Source organism: Hyalangium gracile, from assembly GCF_020103725.1.
Lineage (GTDB): Bacteria > Myxococcota > Myxococcia > Myxococcales > Myxococcaceae > Hyalangium > Hyalangium gracile.
Map to the genome: position 1 here is coordinate 24287 of NZ_JAHXBG010000033.1, position 21686 is coordinate 45972.

The following is a 21686-nucleotide window of genomic DNA, read 5'->3' on the forward strand; positions in this document are numbered from 1 at the left end:
GCCTGCGGAATCCTATCATCTAGTCTGACGGAAAAGCTTTCAACCCTGGAGAGTCCCTGAATGGCAGACACGCTTGGGCAGCACTATCGTCCCCACGAGCAGCCTCAGCTGGATGATCCGCATCCCTTCCTGGCCCGGCTGCGTCGCGAGGCGCCCGTCGTCCTGGCCCCGGCCTTCCACCTCTGGCTGATCAGCAAGTACCAGGACGTGCTGTCCATCCTGAAGGATCCCCGGCGCTTCAGCTCGCAGGACATCCTGCGCTCGCCGGTCGAGCTGCCACCCGACGTGAAGGGTGTCGTGGAGGAGGCGGGCTTCACCCAGGACTATCCCCTGCTCGGAGATGATCCTCCGGCCCACACGCGCATCCGCGGCTTCGTGAGCAAGGCCTTCTCGGCCGCCCGCATGGCGGCGATGGCGCCGCGCATCCAGCAGATCACCGACGAGTACCTGGACGCCCTGGAGCGCCAGGCGGCCGGGAGCGCGGACATCGTCGCCGGGCTGACCTATCCGATGCCCATGCGGATGGCGACGGAGCTGCTGGGGATTCCCAAGGAGGACATGGATCGCATCAAGAAGTGGTGCGAGGAGCCCGTCCTCCTCTTCAACAGCGGCCAGACGCACGCGCAGCAGCTGGAGCGCGCCCGGCGCATCGCCGCCTACTGGCGCTACCTGAGGGACCTGGTCGAGGAGCGTCGGCGCAACCCCCGCCCGGACGACCTCCTCACCACCCTCATCGAGGCCCGCATCGAGGGGGAGAAGCCCCTGGACACCCGGGAGATGGTGAACCTGTCCAGCGTCCTCGTGTTCGCGGCGCAGGAGACGACCACGAACCTGATCGGCAATGCGCTGGTCCACCTGCTGCGCCACCCCGAGGCCTGGCGGCTGCTGTGCGCCGAGCCGGCCCGCGCTCCCCAGGTGGTGGAGGAGGTGCTGCGCTACGACGCGCCCGCCTCGGCCATGATGCGCTCGACCACCGAGGACGTGGTGCTCTCGGGCACCGCCGTGCCCAGGGGGGCGCGGCTGCTGCTGCTCTTCAACTCGGCCAACCGGGACGAGGACATCTTCGAGCACGCCGACCGCTTCGACATCACCCGTGAGAGCTCGGCCCGGCACCTCGGCTTCGGCTATGGCACCCACTTCTGCGTGGGCGCGCCGCTGGCGAGGCTGCAGGCGCGCATCGCCCTGGAGACGCTCGCCCGACGCCTGCCGGACCTGCGCCAGGTGCCCGGCGAGCCTCCCGTCTACGCGCCCAACCTCCTCAACCGTGGGCCGCAGCGGCTCATGGTGGCGTGGAAGGACTGAGCCCACCCGGAATTTCCGGCTGAAACTTTTCGCCTGCTCGCGAGGTGCTCCAGCTGCTCTCCGGAGAGAAGTACGACACCGCCGAGCAGTGGAAGGCGTGGCTCGCGCGCCAGCCCAGGTGAGCCGCCCGGCGACTACCAGCGCTCCTTGTCGGACTGGGGCGACATGGGCGAGGACGGCGCGGACACGCCGTTGATGTTGAGGCCCCCGTGCATGAACATGGGCGCGCCCAGGAGGAAGCCGGCCGGGAAGTTGAGCGTCGGCTTCGACACCTCGTCCAGGGCCGCCACCTGCTGCGGCGTCAGCTTCAGCTCCAACGCGCCCAGGTTGTTGTCCAGCTGCTCCAGCGTGCGCGCGCCGATGATGGTGGAGGCCACGCCCGGCCGGTTCTGCACCCACGCCAGCGCCACTCGCGCCACGGTGGTGTCCTGCTCCTTCGCCACCTTCTGGAGCACGTCGACGATGGAGTAGGCCTTCTCGCTCAAGTTGGCGTCCACCCACATGCCACGGTCCGCCTTCACCTTGCCCGCGTTCTCGCGCGTGTACTTGCCGCTCAGCACGCCGCTCTTGAGCGGAGACCACGGGGTGATGCCCAGCCCCAGCTCGCGCGCCATCGGCACCAGCTCGCCCTCCACGGTGCGCTCGATGAGCGAGTATTCGATCTGCAGCGCCACGAACGGCGCCCAGCCCTTGAACTGCGCCAGCAGCTGCGCCTGCGCCACCTTCCACGCCGGCGTGTCCGACACGCCGATGTAGCGGACCTTGCCCGAGCGCACCAGGTCATCCAGCGCGCGCATCGTCTCCTCGATGGGCGTGTGCGGGTCGTAGCAGTGCAGCCAGTACAGATCGATGTAGTCCGTCTGCAGCCGGCGCAGGGATTCCTCGCACGCGGCCATCAGGGACTTGCGGCCCGCGCCGCCGCCGTTCGGGTCGCTCGGGAAGAGGTTGCCGAAGAACTTGGTGGCGATGACCACGCGGTCGCGCTTGCTGGGAACCCGGCCGATGTGGTCGCCGATGATCTTCTCCGAGTGGCCGCGCGTGTAGATGTTCGCGGTGTCGATGAAGTTGCCTCCCCGCTCCATGAAGCGGTCCAGGATGGCGTTGGAGGCCTCGACGCTGCTGCCCCAGCCGAAGTCCTCGCCGAACGTCATCGCTCCGAGGCAGAAGGGGCTGACGCGCAGGCCAGAGCGGCCGAGGGTGAGATAGGCATTGAGTGCCATGGGTGCTCCAAGGAGTTGGGGTGAAGTGGCGCGGATTGTTAGCGCCGCCCCGCCGCGCTCGCCACCCGATCCTTGCTGGGCTCGGCGCCCAAACGGACGTAGGCTCCGAGGCTCGACCGAGCAACACGGAGCCTGCATGTCCGCGACCCCCGAGGTGTCCGATCCCCACGGCCTGATGACGCGCCAGTTCCAGGTGGACCCCTACCCCACCTACGATCGGCTGCGAGAGGAGGCCCCCGCCTACTTCAGCGAAGCCTGGGGCGGCTGGATCCTCACGCGCTACCAGGACGTGCAGGGTGGCTTCAAGGATCCGCGCCTCTCCTCCAACCGCGCGGGAGCGTTCGGGGCCATGCTCCCGGCGGCCCTCAAGGAGCGGCTGGCGCCCGTCGTCACCAGCCTCAGCTCCTGGGCGCTGCTCATCGATCCGCCGGCCCACACGCGCATCCGTTCGCTCGTCAACAAGGCCTTCACCCCGCGGCTGGTGGAGTACCTGCGGCCCCGCATCCAGGAGCAGGTGGACCTGCTGCTCGACAAGGCCGAGGCGACGGGGAAGATGGACATGGTGCAGGACGTGGCCAACCTGCTGCCGGTGGCGGTGATTGGCGACATGCTCGGCATCCCCCGCGAGGACGGCCTGAAGCTGCGCGCCTGGGCCAACGCCTTCGCCGTCTTCTTCGGCACCACCAAGTACACGCCGGAGGTGCTGGACCTGATGCGCACCGGCATCGTGGAGATGGAGGAGTACTTCCGGGGCCTCATCGCCCAGCGGCGCAAGAGCAACACCGTGGGCAGCGATCTGCTGAGCACGATGATGGCGGCCGAGGACCAGGGCAACATCCTCTCCGAGCAGGAGGTGCTGGCCACGTGCTCGCTGGTGCTGTTCGCCGGCCACGAGACGACCACGCACCTGCTCGCCAACGGCCTGTACCTGCTGCTGAAGAACCCGGAGCAGCGCGAGGCCCTGCTGAGCTCCGACGAGCAGCTCGCCGCCTCGGTGGAGGAGATCCTCCGCTACGAGAGCCCCATCCAGCGGCTCAGCCGCGTCATCGCCGAGGACTTCGAGCTGCACGGGCAGACGCTGCGCAAGGGCCAGAAGGCCTTCCTGATGATCGGCGCGGCCAACCGCGACCCCCGCCAGTTCCCCGGGGCGGAGCGACTGGATCTGCGGCGCCAGGACAACCGCCACATCGCCTTCGGCTTCGGCATCCACTACTGCCTGGGCGCGGCGCTGGGCCGGCTCGAGGGACAGATCGCCCTGCGCACGTTGATGCGCCGCTTCCCCCACATGAAGCTGGAGCAGGAGCCGGAGCGCCTGGAGAACGTGGCCTTCCGCGGCTTCAAGTCCCTGCACGTGGCCCTGCGATGACCGCCGCCGCGAACGCGCTGGGGCTCGAGTACCAGCCGCTCGCCCCGCCTCAGCTGGATGATCCGTTCCCGCTCTATGCCCGGCTCCGGCGGGAGGCGCCCGTCACCTTCGCGCCCGGCTTCCACCTCTGGCTCGTCAGCCGCTACCAGGACGTGATGACCGTCCTGAAGGACACGCGGCGCTTCAGCTCGCGCGACATCCTGCGCCCGCCCGTCGATCTCCCCAAGGAGCTGGTCGAGCTGCTGACGGCCTCCGGCTACTCCGCCGACTATCCGCTGCTAGGAGATGATCCGCCCGCCCACACGCGCATCCGCGCCCTGGTCGGCAAGGCGTTCTCCCCGCCCAACGTGAGCGCCATGGAGCCGCGCATCCGGGCCATCGCCCGCGGCCACCTCGACGCGCTACTGCGGAACGGCACCCGCGCGGACCTCATCTCGAACCTGGCCTGGGCGCTGCCCATGGACGTCATCACCGAGCTGCTCGGGGTGCCCCACGCGGACCGGAATCAGATCCGCGAGTGGACCGAGCACGAGAAGCTCATCTTCGTGCCCCAGATTCCCCCCGATGCGCTGCGGCGCGCCGTCGAGGGCGTGGCCGCCTTCCGCCGCTACCTGCGGGCGCTGGTCGAGGACCGCCAGAAGAACCCTCGGGAGGACATCCTCTCCACGCTCATCTCGGCGCGCATCGACGGCGAGAACCCGCTGACCACGCTGGAGCTGATGAACCTGGCCTCGGTGCTCGTGTTCGCCGGCAACGAGACGACCACCAACCTGATCGGCACCACGCTCCTGCACCTGCTGCGCAAGCCCGCGCTCTGGGAGGAGCTGCGCGCCAACCCCGCCGCCATCCCCAACACCATCGAGGAGGCGCTGCGTTTCGACGCGCCCGTGGTGGGGATGATGCGCACGGCGACCGAGCCCGTGCAGCTCGGCGGCGCGAACATCCCGGCCGGGGCCCGGCTGCTGCTCCTGTTCGCCTCGGCCAACCGGGATGAGACCGTCTTCACGGACGCCGAGCGCTTCGACCTCCACCGCGCCAACGCGAGCCGCCACCTCGGCTTCGGCCATGGCACCCACTACTGCGTGGGCGCGCCGCTGGCGAGGCTCGAGGCGCGCGTGGCCCTGGGGCTGCTGATCGAGCACCTGCCCAACCCGCGCCTGGCGGCCGGGGAGACCATCTCCTACCTCCCCAACCTCATCCACCGGGGGCCCGGCCGCCTGATGGTGGAGTGGGACGCTCCGCCCGCCCTGTGAGCACCGAGAGGCTCCCCTGCGCGTGGGAGCCTCCCGGCGTCTCAGGGCTCAGGCCACCACGAAGGTCGCGCTGCCGCGCAGCTCCACGGTGTCATGGGTCTGCAGCTGGACGTTGGCCGGCAGGCGCGGAGGCAGCCGGCTGCGCGTGAAGATCGCCACCGCCTCGACGGGCTGCTCGGCGACCGTCGACATGAGCGCGACGCGCGGGATGAGCACGGAGAAGATGAGCGAGCCGGCGTCCGCGTCCGGCTCCAGCGTGATGCTCACCAGGGTGCCGATCTCCGACTCCACCTGGCGGATCTCCTCGCCGCGCGCGTTCACCTCGTGCACACGGTCCTTGTAGTGGAACAGCGGCTGACCCGTGAAGCTGGTCGCCGAATAGGACACGGAGATGCGCCGGTTCTGGAGGTTGAACGTGTTGGCGAGGATGACGGGCGGGCGAACGACGGTGGTGGTCTCTGCGGTAGCGGTGTCCATGAAGGTTCCTTGTTTCCGGGTATGCCGCGTGGGGTCATCACGCGGCTGCAGGGTTGGAGGAACCTCCGTGTGGATGTGATGGGGCTCGGCTCAAGCAGCCTGGCCTTCGAGCGCTGAGCGCGCCTGGCGCACTGCCTCGCCGACCTGGGCGCGCAGCTTCTCCGGATCAAAGGGCTTCTCCACCCGGGGGTTGCGCACCCGCTCCAGGAAGGCCTTGGCCGCCGGCGTGTACGCCCCACCGGTGATGAACACCATGCGCTGGGCCCGCTCCGGCACCGCCGCCTCGAGGTGCGCGTGCAGCTCCATGCCCGTCATCTCCGGCATCATCAAGTCACAGAGGATGACGTCGAAGGCCCCCTCGGGCGAGGTGAGCAGCTCCAGGGCCCGCCGCGAGCTCACCACCACCTCCACCTCGTGCTCGCGCGCGAGCGTGCGCCGCAGCGCCGAGCTCACCAGCGGATCATCGTCCACCACGAGCACCCGGCCCCGTACCGAGCCGCCCGTCCGCGCCTGCCCGGCCCTCGGCGCCCGCTCCGGCTTCGCGGCCGTCGCGGGCAGCGTCACCCGGAACACCGTCCCGTGCCCCAGCTGGGACTCCACCTCGATGCGCCCGCTCATCGAGGTGATGAACGCATGGCACAGCGCCAGCCCCAGCCCGGTGCCCACCCCCACCGGCTTGGTGGTGAAGAACGGATCGAAGATGCGGCCGATGACCTCGGGAGGAATTCCGCTGCCCGTGTCCCGCACCTCCGCCACCACGTACCCCTCCGCGCCGCGCTCGAGCACGAGGCGCACCTCGTTCTGCTCGGGCCGGCCCTCCGGCAGCGCCTGGGCCGCGTTGATGATGAGGTTGAGGAACACCTGCGCCAGCCGCGCCTCGTTGCCCTCCACGAGCGGCACGTCCCCCGAGTAGTCCCGCACGAGCTGAGCGCGGGGGCGCAGCTCTCCGGCCGCCATCTTCGCCGCCGAGTCCATCACCGCCCGCAGGTCCACCGGCCCGCGCGTGTCCTCGTCCTGGCGCGAGAACGTCCTCAAGTCCCGGACGATGCGCCGCACCCGGTCGGCGCCCATCAGCGCCTCGCGCAGCACCTGCTGCATGTCGCGCAGCCGCTCGCGCAGCGGCTCCGAGCCGTCCGCCAGCCGCCCGAGCATCTCCGCCTCCTCGCAGGCGTGCTCCAGGTTGGACACGATGTAGGAGAGCGGGTTGTTGATTTCATGCCCCACGCCCGCGGCCAGGGTGCCCACCGCCGCCATCTTCCCCGCCTGGACGAGCTGGGACTGGGTGGCGCGCAGCGTGCGCAGGTTCGCGTCCAGCTCCTCGTTGGCGCGGGCCAGCTCCTGGGTGCGCTCCTCCACGCGGGCCTGCAGCCAGCGCTCGCGCTGCTTGAGCCGGCCCACGCGCCACACGTAGATGCTCGCCGCCAGCCCGCCCACACCCAGCGCGCACAGCAGGTAGAACCAGCCCGTCTGGTGGAACCACGGCCGCAGCGTCACCTCCAGTACGGCGCCGGGCTCGCCCCAGCGCCCCTCTCGATCGAGCGCCTGCACCTGGAAGGTGTAACTGCCCGGCGGCAGGCGCGTGTACGTGGCCACCCGTCGGCCCTCGGCGTTCACCCAGCCGCTGTCGTGCCCCTCCAGCCGGTAGCGGAACTGCACCCGCGGGGCGCCCTCCACCAGGATGGAGGTGAAGCGGATGTCCAGGTCCCGCTGTCCGGGCTCCAGCTCCAGGCGCTCCGTGAGTGGCACCGGCTGGCCCTGGACGCGGACCTCCTCGATCCTCGGCTGGGGCGGGGTGTGCTGGAGCCGGACGTCCTTGGGGTTCACCATCACCGCGCCCCGCAGGTTGGCGAACCACAGCCGGCCATCCCGCGTCTTCCACCCCGCGAGCTGGGAGCCGCCGTTGCACTCCCCCACCCTCATTCCATCGCGGTCGTCGAAGAAGACGCCATTCACGCGCTGGCGACTCCCCTCCGCCACCTCCTCCAGCTCGCGCTGGCTGACCCGGGAGACGCCCTTGTTGCTGCTCATCCAGAAGAAGCCGTCCGAGTCCGGCAAGATGGTGAAGATGGTCTCGTCCGGCAGCCCGTGCGCCGCGGTGAAGGAGTCGAAGCGCCCGTCCTTCAAGCGCGAGAGGCCCGAGTTGGTGCCCACCCACAGCGTTCCATCCGGCTCCGCGTACAGGCTGTTGACCGCGTCTCCCACCAGCCCGTCCTTGCTGGTGAAGCGGGTGAAGGTGCCGCGAGAGAAGCGAACCAGCCCCGCGTGGGTGCCCAGCCAGAGCGTCCCCGAGTCCTCCCGGATCATCGCCAGGACGTACTCGGGAGCGAAGCCCTGCTCGGGGCCGTACACCGTGGCGCGTCCTTCGCGCACCTCCACCAGGCCCACGGACGTGGCGAACCACATGCCGCCGCCCGGCTCCAGCACCAGGGCCCACACGGTCATCCCCACGGGCAGGCCCGGCAGCGGCCCCAGCAGAGCGAAGCGCTGGCCGTCGTAGCGGTAGACCCCGGTGACGGTCCCCACCCAGATGACCCCGTCCGAGCCTTCCGCGAAGGAGAGGACCCGCTCGTCTTGCAGCCCCTGCGCCGGCCCCATGCGGGTGACGACCCCGTCCTTCACCCGCTCCATGCCCCCCGCCCCCGAGCCCAGCCACAGCACGCCATCCTGGGCCTCCAGCACCAGCCGGGCGCCGTCGAAGGTGGACCCCTCCGGCTTGCCGAACGGCACGAACGGGCCGTTGCTCAGGTGGTGGACGCCATTGTTCCGCGTCCCGACCCACAGGTGCCCGTCCCGGTCCTCCAAGAGGGCGTACACCCCGTCATCCACCAGCCCCTTGCTGCCGGTGAAGGGGGTGAACCCCGCCGCGTTGTGGCGCAGCAGCCCCTGGACGGTGCCCACCCACAGGTTGCCGTCGCGATCCTCCAGGAGCCGGATGACGTGCACGCTCGGCATCCCCTGCTCCGGGCCGTACGCGGTGAACCTGCCCTCTCGCAGGGAGAGCAGCCCATGCGTCGTCGCGATCCACAGCGTCCCATCCCGGGTCTGCTCCAGGCCGAAGACCTGTCGGGGCTCCGGGGTGGGCCAGGCAGTGAGCCTCACCGTGTCCCTGGAGACGTGGCCCATGCCCACCGAGGTTCCCACCCACGCTCCGCCCGCGCCATCCACGATGACGGCCTTCGTGCCTCCCGCGGGCAGGCCCTCCTGGGGCGTATAGAACCGCCAGGGGCCCTTGCCGGACACGGGGGCTCGCGCCAGCCCCACGCTCGAGCTGATCCACACGGACTTGCCATCCGCGGCGAGCCCCTGGATGGAGGCCTCCGCCAGCGGGCCCGCCTCGGGGGGACGGCGGAGCTGGCCGTTCTCGAAGCGGAAGATGCCCTGGTTGGTGCCCACCCAGAGCACGCCGGCGGCGTCCTCCACCAGCGCGAAGATCTCCTGCTCGGTCACCTCCGGCGAGGTCCTCCGGTCGAAGACGGCGAAGCGCGTGCCGTCGAAGCGGGCGAGCCCCTCGTACGTGCCGAACCAGAGGTAGCCGTCCGCCGTCTGCACGGCGGAGAGGACCGAGTTCTGCGGCAGGCCGTTCTCGCTGTGCCAGCTCTCGTGGTTGTACTGGGAGATACGCCGATGCGGCTCGAGCGCCAGGGCCGGCGTGCCCAGCCCCAGCACCGCGACGCACCAGAGCCCGAGGAGCCCGCTGGCCCCTCGCCAATGTCTCCGTGTTTCCATGGAGCGCATAGTGTCCAGCACAGGGGCCTCCGTCCGCAAAGCAGGGGCATGACAGACCCCCCTGGCACGCTATTCCCGGCGTTTGGGAAGCCGGGCCTGGGCTCCCTGTCCGGGCTCGGGCGAGCGGGGCTAGAGTGACCCTGTTGGGAGGAGCACCACATGAGCGAAGTGGTCCCCGTCTCGAAGGGTCGGACGACGCTGATCGGGTTCTCGACGCCGCGCAGCTTCAACCCCGTCTCGTGGCTGGTGCGGCTGTTCACCAGGAGCGAGTGCAGCCACAGCTTCTTCGTCTACTGGGATGACGACTTCCAGTGCGACATGGTGCTGGAGGCGCACGAGCTGGGCTTCCGGCTCATCTCCTGGCCGCGCTTCGTGAAGAAGAACCGGGTGGTGGCGCTTCTGGAGCCCGCCTTCCCGCTGGACCCGGGCTTCCTGCGGCTGGGCGAGTGGGTGGGCAGCGTCTACGACTTCGGCGGCCTGGTGGGCCAGTCCGTCGTCCAGTTCGGCCGGTTCCTGCAGCGCAAGTGGCGCAACCCCTTCCGCTCCTCGCGCGCCATGTTCTGCAGCGAGTCCATCGCCCGCTGCATGCAGTGGGCCGGGCACCCGGACGCCAGGCTGTTCACCCCCAAGGAGACGACGCCGCAGGATCTGCTCGTCTTCTTCCGAGGCCCGGGGCGGGCCACGATGCTCGACATCAAGCGCTGGGACTGAGCGTCCCGGGCGCGGAGGCTCAGCGCACGGCGAGGGTGCGGCTGCGCCAGTCGGCGGTGCTCCAGCGCTTGAAGGTGCCCGAGTCATCGGGCCGCTCGGCGGTCTTCTCGGGCAGCAGGGTCTCCCGCTTGAGCACCTGGAAGGAGGACTTGACCTTGCCCTCCACGAGGGCCTCACGGGCCACCAGCACCCGGGAGCCGTCCGGGGTGAAGCCCGCAAGCTCCACGTAGCCCACACCCGGGTCCATCGTGGCCGGAGAGAGCGCGTCCAGCAGCCAGCCGTCTCCCTCCTGGTGGAAGACCCACAGCTCCGTCCAGCCTTCCAGGAGCTGCACGGCCACCGTCACCACCGTGCCCTGCGGCGAGCGGCGGATGGAGCTCGGCCACACCAGCCCGTAGGTGCAGTGGGCGGCCAGCGACGTGCCGGGGGTCTTCGCATCCACCAGGCGCAGGCACGTCTCCCCCGGCTTGCCCTGCGTCAGCTCGAGGCCGGGGCTGGAGCCCGGCTGCTCGGGGGCGGGCACGGAGGCCCAGCGCGAGGCGGCCACCCGGACGGCGGCCACGGCGTAGGCGGAGCGGTCCTCTTCCGCCAGCTCGGACTTGAGCACCCGCGCCAGCTCCTCCACGGAGCGCTCGCTGGCCCTGGCGCCTCGCTGCGCCTCGCCCCGGCGGGCCCACTGGTAGGCCAGCGCCGCGTACACCTCGGCCCGCCGCAGGTGGAGGCGGTTGGCCTGCCAGGCGGGGAGCTGGGCGGTGTCCACCTGCTCCAGCACCGCGGCGCGCCACTCGTCCAGGGCCTGGCGCTCCACCTGGAGGAGCGCGGGGTCGATGCACTCCGGCCGCGTCAGCGCGAGCGCCGCCCGGAGCCGGGCTTCCGGAGAGCCTCCCAGTCCCAGCACCCGGCGGAAGGCCTCGCCGTCGTAGCAGAGGCGCGTGCGGCCCTCCTGCTCGATGGTCAATAGCTTCACCCCGTAGCTGGAGGCCACGTCGAGGTGGGCGGCCAGGGCCTCGTCATTGGACTTTCGGGAGGAGGCCCGCTTCGCCAGCCGCTCCGCCAGGGTGCCCATGGCGTCGAAGAGCTCCGGGCCCACCTGGGAGGAGTTCGCCGCGCGCAGCAGCGCCGCCGTGTAGCCGATTCCCAGCGCCTCCGCGCCCGGTGTGTCCCGGAGGAAGTCCACCACGGCCTGGAGCTGAGGCACGCTCGTCTCGTCCAGGGGGTAGACGCGGACCTGCTGCTGGCGGATGTAGCCGGGGCGCTCGCGGCGGTGGTCGTAGACCTGGAGAAAGCCCTGGCGCTCCCCGCGGACTTCGAGCCACTCGCCCTGCCACAGGGTGGCCTGGCGGGGGGCGGCATCTTGGGGCGAGGCGCGCAGGGGCGCCTGGTCCTGCACCACGAGGGCGACGGTGAGAATCGCGGCGGCGAGCATGGGTTACTCCTCCTGTGACTGCGCGTCCTCGGAGCCGTCGCCGGACTCGGACCCGTACTCGGAGGAGTTCGAGTGCCTGGCCCCGGACCGGTTCGAGCCCATCGTGTTCGCGTGCCGAGGCGACGGCGCGGCCTGGCCCAGCAGGTTTCCGGCGATGAAGCCACCGGCCTGGGGCGGGGCGATGATGACCTGGATCTTGTCGGACAGCTTGTCCGCCAGGGTCTTCTGGATGAGGAGGGGGTTCTTGGTGATGAGCTCGGACTCCCGGGCGAGCTGCTCGGAGGAGGCCTTGCCCGTCACCTCCAGGCGGTAGGCATCGGACTCGGCGAGCTTGCGGCGGGCGTCGGCCTCGCCCTCGGCCTCGATGCGGCGGGCATCCGCCTCGGCGCTGGCCTGGGTGAGGCGGCTGACCTTGGCGGCCTCGGCCTCCAGGCGGCGCTGTTCGATCTCCTTCTCCTTGAAGGGGAGGATGTGGCGCATGGCCTCGGCCCGGGCCTTGGCGGCGATGATCTCCTCGGCGGCGGAGGCCTCGGCGGCCTTCTCGCGCCGGACCTTGTCGGCCTCGGCGTGGAGCGCGGTCTCCTTGATCTGCTTCTCCTTGAGCTCCAGGGTGTAGCGCATCTTCTCGGCGCTCAGCTCCTCGGCGAGCAGGGACTCCACGCCGGTGCGGTACTGCTGGGGCAGGTCCACGTTGCCCAGGGTGACCGAGCGCAGGATGACGCCATCCTTGGCCAGCATGGGGGTGATCTCGTCGGTGATGGCCTTCTGGATCTCCCGGCGCTGGGTGGCGAAGATCTCCCGGACGGTGTGCTGGGCGAAGTGGCGGCGGAGCACCCCGTCGATGACGGGCTCGACGATCTCCTGGCCCACATCCTCGGGCATCGAGGTGGCCAGGGCGGAGATGCGGGCCGGGTCGAGCGCGTAGCGCAGGGTGACCTCGATGCCGATGGACAGGCCCTCCGCGGACTGGAAGGGGGCTGGGCCGTTGGCGTGGATGCTGCGCTCGGGCCGGTAGACCTGGTCCTTGAGGCTATAGAGGTGGAGCCGGTGGACCTGGGGGACGAGCAGGGCCCAGCCCTCGCGCAGCTCGGAGGCGTTGCCGGTGACCAGGTTCATCCGGATGCCGAGCTGGCCCGGCTCGACCAGGGTGATGGGGGGAGAAGAGGCGACCATGAAGACGGTGCCGGCGAGTGCCAGGCCGGTCGCGATGCGGCGCCCTTTCGGGGTGAAGGCGAACCACCGGACCCTGCTGACCACCGCGGCCCCGGCCGTGCGGGCCAGGAAGACACTCTGCTTCAAGACTTCGCTCAACTTCTCTTGGATGTTCTGGATGTTCATGGCTGCGCTCTCCCTCGCGGGAGAGGCAATGCATGACGGATACCCACCGCGTGGGCGCAGGGCCTCGAAAGTGGTCCGCTCTGTGAGCATGTGCCGCGTGCGTGAGCCCACGAGAGCGCGTGGCCGCGCGGACTCACGCGGTGTGGCTCCAGCGGCGCAGCGTCGCGAGCGGGTGCGTCCGGCGGCACACAGGACGCGAAGCGCGGTGAGGGGGTTCTGCTATAGCCTGTGCCTGCCACCGGAGGGGCTGCGCGTGTCGACCAGGCCATGCACATGGACCTGATGGAACGGCTGAAGGATGGCCGGTGCAGCAAACAGCAGCGCGAGCTCTACTGCGCCGAGGGTGAGGACCTCGAGGAGTGCCTCGAAAAATGCGGGTGAACTGGCGCACGCTGCTCGCCATCCTGGGTGGGCTGCTTCTGACAGTTCCTCTCGTGGCTATCCTCTGGAGGGCGTGGGTCCCTGGCCCACCCGTCCACTCCCCAGGAGGAAGGCCCGTCAGCCCGGTGCTCTCGGCCGAAGAGCGCCTGCGCCTCCAGACCTACCACCGGGAGTGCCTCCACCCAGAAGACTGTGAGCCCCCGCTGGGCTGTCTCTTCGACTCCCGCGCGGGGTGGTTCTACTGCGCCGACAGCACGTGCGAGACGGATGCGCAGTGCCCCGCCGGCTTCGCCTGCCATCCGCTACCCACCCGGGAACAAGGCCCGTTGGTGCGCCACTGCATCCCTCCAGGCCTGCGAAAGGAAGGAGAGAGCTGCGTGTCCATCCCCAGCCATCCCGCCAGCGCCTGCGAGGCAGGGCTGCTGTGCGCCGACGGCTGGTGTGGCCGCCCGTGCCACAGGGAGGATCCGCAGAGCTGCCCGGTAGGCTTCTTCTGCGCGGACACCATCCCAGGCCCAGCGTGCCGCCCGACCTGCGACGGGCGAGCCTGTCCTGAAGGGCAGCAATGCATCCACGACCTGGGCGGTGCCTCGGCCTGCGCGGTGGTCTACGGGCAGAACTGCGAGCAGACCCCCTGCGCCACGGGGCAGAACTGCATGGCCGTCTTCGCCACCCGCCGGGTGGGACACGTCTGGATGGAGTGCTTCCCTCAGTGCGACAAGGGGCTCCCCCCATGTCCCGAGGGCGCAGTGTGTGAAGGGCGCGTGTGCCGCAAGGCCTGTGAGCCCGAGGGCCCCAACACCTGTGAGCCGGGCTTCACCTGCCAGCGCCGCATCCCACAGCAGCCCTGGATGTGTCAGCCCGACATGGAGCCTCCTGAGTCCCCCTGACCGGGTTCGGCGAGGGGGTTCTGCTAGCCTGTGCCTGTCACCGGAGGGGCTGCGCGTGCGCTGGAAGATGGCTGGGCTGTGTGCGCTCTCACTCGTGGGGGCACTGGGGTGCCCTCACTCCTTTGGAAGGGGCGGCACCATCGACACAGCCGTCCATCGAGACGTACGGGAGAACCTCGATGAGGATGGGGAGGGCTGCTCAGCCGAAGAGTACGAGAAGTATTGCGTCCCAGACCCCAACACCGAGCAGTGCCGTAGAATATGCGGGTGAACTGGCGAGCCGTTGCGGGAATCACGGCTGGGCTCCTTATTCCGATTCCCCTCCTGTACGTGCTCATGAACACGGGGCCTCGAGAGCCCCTCGTCCAGGTCCCCGAGGGTGTGCAGGTCAGCCCCATGCTTTCCCCTGAAGCGCGGGGCCGTCTGGGGACCTACGAGCGTGATTGCCGGCAGAGCACGGACTGTGAGCCTCCCTTGGGCTGTCTCGCGGATCCTCGCGTGAGGAAGAGCTACTGCACGGACAGCCTCTGCGTCACGGACACCCAGTGTCCCGAGGGCTTCGCGTGCTCCCCCTTGCGCGCGGCACCAGGGAGTCCCGCGATCCGGTATTGCATCCCTCAAGGCATGCGCAGAGAGGGAGAGCGCTGCATCAGCATTCCTTCCAACCTGGAATCCGCATGCGAGGCCGGATTGCTATGCGGCAATGGCTCATGCAGCCGGCCCTGTCAGAAGAGTGCTCCCTCGACCTGCCTGGAGGGTTTCTTCTGCGCGGACACCATCCCCGGACCCACCTGCCAACCGGCCGCCTCTCAAGGCTCGCCCTGACCGGGTTCAGCCCTCGTTCTGCCCGCCGTTCGAGCCCTGCGAGGCGGCCGCCCGCACCACCGTCTCCGCGTTGAAGTCCTCCGGGCTGCTGACCCGGTGGCTGGAGGATGACAGGCGCGAGCTGGCCTTCTTCCAGTACTGCCTCGGCGGCAGCGGCTCCACCTGCGGCCCCGGAACGATCCGCGGCCAGAAGTCACACTCGGCGAGCCCCAGCTTCTTCACCAGCACCTGTCGCGCCTCATAGTGCCGGGCCGCCCCCGCCACGTCCCCCCGCTCCTCCAGCGCCTCCGCGTACCGCTGCAGCGTGGGAATCTGGTTGCTCAGGTTCTCCACCGCCCGCAGCCGCTTCAGCGCCTCGTCCGCCAAGGCCTTCACCTGCTCCACCGCCCCACCCGCCAGGGCCTGCAGGTGCGCCAGGCCAATCAGGCACAGCGGCGCCGCCTGCTCGTCCATCGCCCCCGCGTTGGCCAGCTCCAGGCCCTTCTCATAGGCCGTCCTCGCCTCGACCTGGCGGCCGGCCACGAACTCCACATCCCCCAGGAACGCGTACGCCAGGGACATGCCATACGAGGTGCCCTGCTGCTTCGCCAGCCCCAGCGCGTGCGTCAGCAGGTGCCGCGCCCGATCCAGCCGGCCAATGTGGAACTGGTGCCGGCCCGCATAGAAGGTACCCATGCACAGGTACAGCCCGGTAATCCCGTAGGCCTCGCTGAACGCGAGCAGCTCCGCGCTGCGCTGCACCCCTTCGTCCCAGCGGAACTCCGCCTCCGCGATGACCGAGTAATAGAAGGTGGAGGCCGCCATCCGCACCGGGTTGCCCAGCCGCAGGGCGATGCGCGCCGCCGAGGACGCGTACTCCCGGGCCTTCTTGAACTCGCCGCAGTACGCCAGCGACAGCGCCAGGATGCCCTCCGAGTGCGTCTGCTCCACGTACTCGCCGGCCTCCGCCGACTGCGCCGCCGCCTCGGTGAGCATGGACACCGAAGGCCCGAACCGCCCCGAGCCCGACAGCGCACGCCCCATGATGCTCAAGGGGGCATAGAGGTAGGAGCGCAGGTGCGGCTCCGCCGCCGCCTCCAGGCACCTCTCGCTGTACTCCAGCGCCCGGGGGAAGTTGCCCTGCGCGTAGTACGCCCGCGCCCACGAGCTGTTGAGCGCCAGCCGCTGCTCCGGGGTGGGCTTCTCCAGCATCGCCTGCCCCAGCTCCAGGTACCGCAGCATCTCCGCCGCGCTCCCCAGCAGACAGCCGATGCGCACCAGCCCATGCAGCGACTGCACCAGCAAGTCATCCCGCTCCGCGGAGACGGGCTGGGAGCTGGCCACCGTGAACGCCTTGCGCAGGTGCTGCCCGGCCCCGATGGGGTCCAGCAGCCGGTCCGCCTCGAGCCCCGCCTCCAGGTACGCGCTGGCCGACCGCAGCGGCTGGCCCGCCTTCTCCCAGTGGTAGCCCAGCGTCCCCGGAGGCGCCGCCCGCTGCCGCAGCCGCTCGCCGATGCGCCGGTGGATGTCCGCCACGTTCTCCAGCTTGCCGTCCGCCGCCAGCCGCTCGCGCAGCGTGTCATGCACGAAGGTGCACCGGTCTCCCGACACGACACACAGCCGCTGGTCCTCCGCCGCGGTGATGGCCGCGCGCACCTCGAGCGGCGAGAACAGCCCCAGCGCCTCCAGGTCCGACAGCCGGAACCGCCGGTCGAAGAGCGCCGCCACCCGGAGCACCTTCAGCACCTCCTCGTCCAGCCGATCCAGCACGCGCCCCACCACCGTGGAGACGGAGTCCGGAGGCCGGTACTCGCCGCGCAGCCGGTCCGACAGGCGGATGCGCCCGTCCTGCTCCCGCGACAGGTACCCGCTCGCCTGCAGGTCCCGGATGATCTGCGCCGTCACGAGCGGGTTGCCGCTGGCCAGGAATGGCACCGACTGCACCAGCGCCTTCACCACCGCCGGACTGGCCCCGCCCGCCAGCGTCGCCAGCAGGTGGTCGTTCTCCTCGGGGCCCAGCGCGTCCAGCGTCATCATCTCCAGCTCGCCCGCGCGAGCCAGCCGGGGCGGAGGGCGGGTGGTGCACAGCAGCAGCACCCCCGGCGGCGGCGAGGCCGTGAGCTTCGAGAGCACCGCCAGCGTGCCGTCATCCGCCCAGTGGACGTCCTCCAGCACCAGCACCAGCGGCCGCGCCGAGCCCAGGGCGGTGAGCAGGTGCATCAGCGCCTTGCCCACGCGCTCGGCGCCCAGGCCCTGGACGATGACGCCCTCGTTCTCGCGCTCGGAGCTCTCGGGCAGCAGCCGGCTCAGCTCCGGCACCAGCCGCCGCAGCTCCTGGGCATCTCCCGCCAGCGCCTGCCCCGCCACGTACCGCACGCGGTGCCCGGGCTCGCTGCGGATGCCCATCAGCAGCTCCACCATCTGCCCCAGCGCCTCGCGCAGCGGGGAGTACGGCACCAGCTCGCCCAGCTGCCGGCACCGCCCGTACCCCACCAGCACCCGAGCGCTCACCTCCTGCGACAGCAGCACCTCGGAGATGAGGCGGCTCTTGCCCATGCCCGCCTCGCCCACCAGCATGAGCGCGCGGCCCTGGCGGTCCACCACCGCGTCCACCGCCTCGCGCAGCAGCGCCACCTCCCGCGCGCGCCCCACGAAGGGCACGTCGTCCGACACCATCTCCGGAGGCAGCGCGGGCATCCCCTCGCCCGTGTTGCCGTGCAGCAGGTCGAAATAGAGCCCCTTGAGCCGCGCGGCCAGCCGGCTCGCCCCGCCGAAGCGCTGCGTCACGTCCGGCTCGAGCAGCGAGCGCACCAGCGCCGCCACCGGCGCGGGCACCAGCGGCGCCGCCTGCTCCAGCGGCGTCATCTTCCCCGCCCGCTTGAGCGAGCCCAGCGCCGCGTACGAGGCGTTGCTCGGGTACGGCAGGATGCACGAGAGCATCTCGTACAAGAGCGTCCCCAGCGCGTAGAGGTCCGCCTTCTCCGTGAAGCGATCACCCGAGCCGAAGAATCCCTCGGGGGCCATGTAGGCGAGCGTGCCGGCCATGGGCCCGCCCTCGTGCGTGCGGAAGCCGCTGGACAGCCGCGCCAGGCCGAAGTCCAGCACCTTCACCTTCGGCTCCACCGGGTCCACGATGATGATGTTGGCCGGCTTCAGGTCCAGGTGGAGCACCTTGGACTCGTGGCAGTACGCCAGCGCCTCGGCGATGCGGCGCGTCAACTGCAGCGCCTCGAGCACTTCCAGCGGCCCCTTCTCCTGGAGGTAGTGGCCCAGCACCGCGCCGTGCACCATCTCCATCACCAGGTACAGGCGCCCATCCTCCATGAAGCCGTAGCCCAGCACCTCCACCAGCGAGGGGTGCCGCAGCCGCGCCAGCGCCTCGATCTCGTTCTGCTGCCAGACGAGCTGCTGCGCGGTGATGGACTTCGCCGAGTGCTTGCTGACCTTGATGGCGACCTGCCGCTGCTCCGGGTCCCTTGCCCGGTACACCACCCCGAAGCCGCCGGAGCTCAGCATGTCCTCGATGACGTACGTCCCCACCTGTGTCCCCGGCTCGAGCGCCCCGGAGACACCCTTCACGTCGGCTCTATCCGGCGGAGGAGGTGCCATCGTCCTGGAAAACTCCAAGCATGCCAGCTTGGGGCGGGTGAAGCGAATCGGCAGAGGCTTACCCAACAGAAAGGCGGGGTTCCAGTGACTCAACCCGCCACATCCCACGCGGCACGCACGAGGTGCCCCTCTCCCGTTGCGAGACTCCACCGGGCGACCTAACGTCCGGAAATTCCATCGGTGCGGCTCCTCGGAGGCAGGCAGCTGCACGGCACGCGGCCTGCTCGGCCCGGAGCCCGGCACCTCAACCTAGGAGAGCCCCGTGGCAGACCATGTGCCGCTCGAGGAGATCGGCCGGGAAGTGCGCAACATCATCGCCAGCGCGCTGAAGCGTCCGCTGGAGCAGGTGCCCCTCACCGCCAGCCTGGAGGGCGGGCTGGGCATCGACTCCATGGCGATGATCGAGATCAACATCGCCCTGGAGGAGCGCTTCCGCTTCGTGATGCCGGACATGGCCTCGCCGGCGGAGGCCAACCTCAAGACGGTGGAGGACCTGGCGCGCTTCGTGGCGGCGCAGCTCGCCCAGCAGAAGAAGGGGAGGCCCGTATGACGACCCAGTCCGTGAACCTGGAGCTGCGCCACCCGGACGAGCGCGCCGCCGCCCAGCGCACCCCGGAGCAGCAGCGAGCGCACGAGGCGCGGGAAGTCGCGCAGCACTACGAGCACAACCCGGAGATCTTCAGCCTCGTGCTGGACAAGCGGCTGGCGTACTCCACGGGGGTGTTCCTGTCGCCGGAGGAGGACCTGGAGACGGGGCAGGAGCGGAAGTTCGCGCGCGTGGCCGCCAAGCTGAACATCCAGCCCGGCGAGAAGGTGCTGGACGTGGGCTGCGGCTGGGGGAGCCTGCTCCTGTACCTGGCGCAGCACACCCAGGGGCAGTTCCAGGGCATCACCCTGAGCAGCAGGCAGCGCGAGGTGGCGCTGCAGCGCGCGAAGGACTGGGGCGTGGCGGACCGCGTGCGGGTGGACCTCAAGCACGTGGAGGAGCTGAACCCCGCGCCGGAGAGCTACGACGTGGTGCTCTTCTCCGGGAGCATCGTCCACATGCACAACCGGGAGACGATCCACCAGCTGGTGGGCCGGACGCTGAAGCCCGGGGGCCGGCTGTTCATCTCGGACTGCTACTTCCCGGCGGAGCAGCGCGGGGACCGCGACAGCAACGCCACGCGCTACATCTTCGTCACGGCGCTGGGCTACTGCCGGCTGCTGAGCCTGTCGGAGGAGCTGGCCCTCATCGAGCGCGCGGGGCTGGATCTGCTGCACGTGGAGGACCTGACGAGCTCGTACGTGCAGACGCTGGGCTACTGGATCGACAACGTGCGCAAGAACCGCGAGCGCATCGAGGCGATGGCGCCCGGCTTCTCCAAGGTGCTGCAGGGCTATATGACGGTGGCCAAGCTGTCGTTCGCCAGGCGCACGGCGCTCGAGTACATGATCCTGGCCACCAAGGGCGCGCCCAAGGTGCACGTGGCGGGCTGGCCCATCCCCGGGAACGCGAAGTGACAGCCCCCCGGACGCTGGCGGGCCTGCTGCGTGCTCGAGCGCAGGCCCACGGGGAGCGTCTCGCCATCCGCTATAAGGAGGGGGACGCGTGGCTGTCCCGCTCCTGGAGCGAGACGTGGGAGGAGGCGCGAGCGGTGGCCGCGGCCCTCCATGCCCGAGGCGTGCGCCCGGGGGATGGGGTGATGATGCTCGTCCCCGACGTCCGGCCCTCCGTCAGCACGCTGTTCGGCGTGTGGGCGCTGGGCGCGGTGCCGAGCATCCTCGGCGTGCCGTACCGGCTGGCGGACCTGGACAGCTACCTGGAGCAGCTTCGGAGCACGGCGAAGAAGCTGGACGCGAAGGCGCTGGTGCTCTCGGAGATGCTGGCGGGCATGGCCAGCGGGAGCAGCGGCGAGGGGCCCACGCTCATCATCGCCGACACGCTGGTGGAGGAGGGCCGGGCGTCCAGCTTCCAGCCCGAGCCGGACGCGGCGCCGGGCCCGTGCGTGGTGCAGCTCACCAGCGGCAGCACGAGCCACCCGCGCGGGGTGGTGCTCTCGCACGAGAAGGTGATGCTCCACATGGAGAGCATGAGCCGCGCCCTGCCCTCCCCGGCGCATGCGGTGGCCGTCTCCTGGCTGCCGCTGCACCACGACATGGGGCTCTTGGGCGGGCTGCTGTTCCCCTTCTTCAACGACTTCCCGGCGCACATGCTGTCGCCGCTGGACTTCCGGCAGCGGCCGTTCTCCTGGCTGGAGGCGATGAGCCAGTTCCGCGCCACCATCTGCGCGGCGCCTCCCTCCGCGTACGCCATCTGCATGGCGCTGGCGAACCGGGCACGCGAGGCGGGGCTGGACTTGAGCGCGTGGGAGGTGGCGATGATCGGCGCGGAGCCCATCTCGCCGGAGCTCCTGCGGCGCTTCAGTGACAGGTTCGCCCCGTGCGGCTTCAGGGCCGAGGCCTTCTTCCCGGTGTACGGGCTGGCCGAGACCACGGTGGCGGTGACGTTCCCGGAGAAGCTGGCCCCCACGGTGGTGGACCGCGTGGACCGCGCGCTGCTGGAGCGCGAGGGCCGGGCGGTGCCGTGCGAGGAGGGCCCGGGCGCGCTGGAGCTCACGGGCGTCGGCCGCCCCATCCCCCACACCGAGGTGCGGCTGGTGGACGAGCAGGACCAGCCGGTGCCGGAGCGCACGCAGGGAGAAGTCCTCGTGCGCTCGGCGACGCTGATGGATGGCTACTACCGCGAGCCGGAGCTGACCGCCTCCGCTGTGCGGGAGGGCTGGCTGCGGACGGGGGACCTCGGCTACCAGGCCCAGGGCTCGCTCTTCATCACCGGGCGGAAGAAGGAGCTCATCATCAAGGGCGGCCACAACCTGATTCCGTCCATCCTCGAGGAGCTCGCCTCCGCGGTGGAGGGAGTGCGGGCCGGGTGCGTGGCGGCGGTGGGCGTGCGCTCGGAGCAGCGGCAGACGGAGCTGGCGTACGTGCTGGCGGAGACGAAGCTGGAGCCCGAGGCCCAGGGGTCGCTGGGCTTTCGCATCCGCGAGCACCTCCGGGCCCACGGCATCGCCATCGACCACGTGCTGCTGGTGCCTCCGGGCACGCTGCCGAAGACGACGAGCGGAAAGCTCAAGCGCAAGGCCATCTCCGAGGCCATCGCCGCCGGGCAGCTCACCGGCACGCTGGTGTGAGCCCGGCCCG

At 70.4% G+C, this 21686-nt stretch carries 13 protein-coding genes; 7 read left to right on the top strand and 6 right to left on the bottom strand.

Annotation, left to right across the window (positions count from 1 at the left end; all coding sequences use genetic code 11):
• Positions 1-60: 60 nt before the first annotated feature.
• Positions 61-1302, top strand: coding sequence for a cytochrome P450 (locus tag KY572_RS41150; RefSeq protein WP_224249222.1), 1242 nt, complete (start codon positions 61-63; stop codon positions 1300-1302).
• Positions 1303-1436: 134 nt separating this feature from the next.
• Here the strand turns inward: KY572_RS41150 and KY572_RS41155 are convergent, their stop codons facing one another.
• The gene (locus tag KY572_RS41155) at positions 1437-2522 is read right to left on the bottom strand and encodes an aldo/keto reductase (RefSeq protein WP_224249223.1); all 1086 of its coding nucleotides are present in this window, start codon (positions 2520-2522) and stop codon (positions 1437-1439) included.
• Positions 2523-2658: 136 nt separating this feature from the next.
• On the opposite strand from KY572_RS41155, the gene KY572_RS41160 reads away from it, so the two are divergent.
• Positions 2659-3888 (top strand): cytochrome P450, encoded by a 1230-nt coding sequence (locus KY572_RS41160; RefSeq protein ID WP_224249224.1) that lies wholly within the window; start codon positions 2659-2661, stop codon positions 3886-3888.
• Entirely contained in the window at positions 3885-5141 is a 1257-nt protein-coding gene (locus tag KY572_RS41165) for a cytochrome P450 (RefSeq protein WP_224249225.1), read from the top strand. The genes KY572_RS41160 and KY572_RS41165 overlap by 4 nt, the downstream gene beginning before the upstream one ends.
• 48 nt (positions 5142-5189) lie before the next feature.
• Here the strand turns inward: KY572_RS41165 and KY572_RS41170 are convergent, their stop codons facing one another.
• The gene (locus tag KY572_RS41170; RefSeq protein WP_224249226.1) at positions 5190-5618 is read right to left on the bottom strand and encodes a hypothetical protein; all 429 of its coding nucleotides are present in this window, start codon (positions 5616-5618) and stop codon (positions 5190-5192) included.
• Between the two features lie 90 nt (positions 5619-5708).
• Positions 5709-9344 carry a two-component regulator propeller domain-containing protein gene (locus KY572_RS41175; protein ID WP_224249227.1) on the bottom strand — a complete coding sequence of 1212 codons (3636 nt, stop codon included), beginning with the start codon at positions 9342-9344 and terminating at the stop codon, positions 5709-5711.
• Between the two features lie 159 nt (positions 9345-9503).
• Here KY572_RS41175 and KY572_RS41180 point away from each other — a divergent pair, with 159 nt between their 5' ends.
• The gene (locus tag KY572_RS41180; protein WP_224249228.1) at positions 9504-10055 is read left to right on the top strand and encodes a C40 family peptidase; all 552 of its coding nucleotides are present in this window, start codon (positions 9504-9506) and stop codon (positions 10053-10055) included.
• 19 nt (positions 10056-10074) lie between these two features.
• Here the strand turns inward: KY572_RS41180 and KY572_RS41185 are convergent, their stop codons facing one another.
• The 3 genes from KY572_RS41185 to KY572_RS41195 form a co-directional block, all read right to left on the bottom strand.
• Positions 10075-11481 (bottom strand): hypothetical protein, encoded by a 1407-nt coding sequence (locus tag KY572_RS41185; protein ID WP_224249229.1) that lies wholly within the window; start codon positions 11479-11481, stop codon positions 10075-10077.
• A 3-nt stretch (positions 11482-11484) separates the two neighbouring features.
• The gene (locus KY572_RS41190; protein WP_224249230.1) at positions 11485-12819 is read right to left on the bottom strand and encodes an SPFH domain-containing protein; all 1335 of its coding nucleotides are present in this window, start codon (positions 12817-12819) and stop codon (positions 11485-11487) included.
• Between the two features lie 2102 nt (positions 12820-14921).
• Entirely contained in the window at positions 14922-18503 is a 3582-nt protein-coding gene (locus tag KY572_RS41195) for a serine/threonine-protein kinase (protein ID WP_224249231.1), read from the bottom strand.
• A 262-nt stretch (positions 18504-18765) separates the two neighbouring features.
• Here KY572_RS41195 and KY572_RS41200 point away from each other — a divergent pair, with 262 nt between their 5' ends.
• From KY572_RS41200 to KY572_RS41210, 3 genes are read left to right on the top strand one after another with little or no spacing between them, the layout of a single operon-like run.
• Entirely contained in the window at positions 18766-19053 is a 288-nt protein-coding gene (locus tag KY572_RS41200; RefSeq protein WP_224249232.1) for an acyl carrier protein, read from the top strand.
• Complete coding sequence (locus KY572_RS41205; protein WP_224249233.1) at positions 19050-20006, top strand: SAM-dependent methyltransferase; 957 nt, start codon at positions 19050-19052, stop codon at positions 20004-20006. The genes KY572_RS41200 and KY572_RS41205 overlap by 4 nt, the downstream gene beginning before the upstream one ends.
• The gene (locus KY572_RS41210; protein ID WP_224249234.1) at positions 20003-21676 is read left to right on the top strand and encodes an AMP-binding protein; all 1674 of its coding nucleotides are present in this window, start codon (positions 20003-20005) and stop codon (positions 21674-21676) included. Before KY572_RS41205 ends, KY572_RS41210 begins: the two co-directional genes overlap by 4 nt.
• The last annotated feature ends 10 nt before the right edge of the window (positions 21677-21686 follow it).